3 protein-coding genes are annotated in these 1,764 nt (G+C 50.6%); all 3 read left to right on the top strand.

Features of this window, described 5'->3' with window-relative positions; genetic code table 11:
- Positions 1–221 (top strand): hypothetical protein (locus P8O70_08970; protein MDG2197006.1); only part of this gene is annotated, 221 nt, incomplete at its 5' end.
- A 26-nt stretch (positions 222–247) separates the two neighbouring features.
- The gene (locus P8O70_08965) at positions 248–1,207 is read left to right on the top strand and encodes a Gfo/Idh/MocA family oxidoreductase (protein ID MDG2197005.1); all 960 of its coding nucleotides are present in this window, start codon (positions 248–250) and stop codon (positions 1,205–1,207) included.
- On the top strand, positions 1,204–1,764 hold a 561-nt coding region (locus P8O70_08960), incomplete at its 3' end, for an aldo/keto reductase (GenBank protein ID MDG2197004.1). The genes P8O70_08965 and P8O70_08960, both read left to right, overlap by 4 nt.

Here is a 1,764-nt window from a genome sequence, read left to right as displayed (position 1 = left end):
CCGCTGCGATTCCACACATCGAATATGTTCGGGAAGCGGGTAGCGAGGGTATTGAACTTGTGATGTGGTTGATCGCCCGAGGCGCAATGAGTGATGTGGCTGGGGGACCCAAACCAACCGTCCGTCATCGCTTCTATCATGTGCCAGCTTCCAACACGGCGGTGGGACACTTGATCTTGGAAAACGGTATTTCAGCCCGATTTTCCAAACAACAACTTTGAGCTAAGATAGTGATTGGAGATAGCGGATGAAAATCATTTTGGTGGGACCAGGTGCTTTTGGTAAAAAACATTTGGATGGACTCAAGCATATCGAGGGAGTTGAGGTCGTTGCGCTGGTGGGACAACCTTTGGAACCCACGCAAGCTGTTGCGGCACAGTATGGAATTCCCCATGTAATGACCGATTTAGATCAGGCGCTGGCTCTTCCTGGAGTTGAGGCTGTGATCCTGGCCACCCCTACCCCGATCCATGCAGCTCAGGCAATCCAGTGCCTTAGGGCCGGTGTGCATGTGGAGGTTGAGATTCCCTTGGCTGATAACTGGTCGGATGCTCAAGCTGTGATGGATCTGCAACAAGAGACTGGTTTGGTCTGCATGGTTGGTCACACACGCCGTTTCAATCCATCACATCAGTGGGTCTACAAGAAAATTCGGGCTGGTGAGTTGAAGATCCAGCAACTGGATGCACAGACCTATTTTTTTCGACGCAAGAACATCAATGCAGCTGGAGAACCGAGAACCTGGACGGACCACTTACTCTGGCATCATGCGGCTCACACGATTGATCTCTTCCAATTTCAGACGGGAGAGGAGGTTGTTAGGGCCAATGCGGTTCAGGGACCGATTCATCCAGAATTGGGCATTGCCATGGACATGTCGATTCAGTTGCTTTCTGAATCAGGTTCAGTCTGCACATTGTCTCTCAGTTTCAACAACGATGGTCCATTAGGAACGTTCTTCCGCTACATCTGTGACAACGGCACCTACATCGCACGCTATGATGATCTTGTCACAGCCAAGGATGAAGCAATTGATGTTTCACAGGTGGATGTTCCCATGAACGGGATCGTGTTGCAGGATCGAGAATTCATTGCTTCTATCCGTGAGGGGCGTGAACCCCGTGCCAGTGTGGCCAGGGTATTGCCCACATATCAGGTGATGCACCAACTTGAACAACAACTCAACACACAGCCGACTTTGTCATGAAATTACGAAAGATTGGAAACACAGAAGTCCCAGAAATTGGTCTGGGTTGTATGAACCTGAGCCACGGCTACGGTGGCTATCCCAGTAAGGAGGATTCTTTTGCACTACTGCAGCGAGCTTACGACCTGGGCGTGCGACACTACGATACCGCAGCTCTCTATGGTTTTGGTCGCAATGAGGAACTGGTCGGTGAGTGGATGCAGCCTTACCGCCGTGAGATTCACTTGGCCAGTAAGTGTGGGATGCAGGGAATTGATGGGAAACGCGTAATAGACGGTCGAGCTGCTACCCTGAAAGCCACCTTGGAAGATTCTTTGAGAAGGCTCAACACAGATTTCATTGATGTCTACTACCTCCACCGTTGGGACAAGAACAATGTAGCGATTGAAGAGAGTGTGGGAGCACTGGCCGAGATAGTTCAGGAAGGCAAGATTGGTGGAATTGGCCTGTCAGAGGTTTCTGCAGCGACTTTGCGCAAAGCTCATGCAGTGCACCCGATCACTGCTGTCCAAAATGAGTATTCGCTCTGGACCCGTAACCCTGAAATTGGCTTGAGT

Source organism: SAR324 cluster bacterium, from assembly GCA_029245725.1.
GTDB lineage: Bacteria > SAR324 > SAR324 > SAR324 > NAC60-12 > JCVI-SCAAA005.
Note: the sequence above shows the minus strand (reverse complement) of the source record. Positions and strands in the feature narration are given on the sequence as shown.

What these genes read in the sequence shown, in the direction of transcription:
- P8O70_08965 (MDG2197005.1), top strand. Translation starts at nt 248, where the DNA reads ATGAAAATCATTTTGGTGGGACCAGGTGCTTTTGGTAAAAAACATTTG.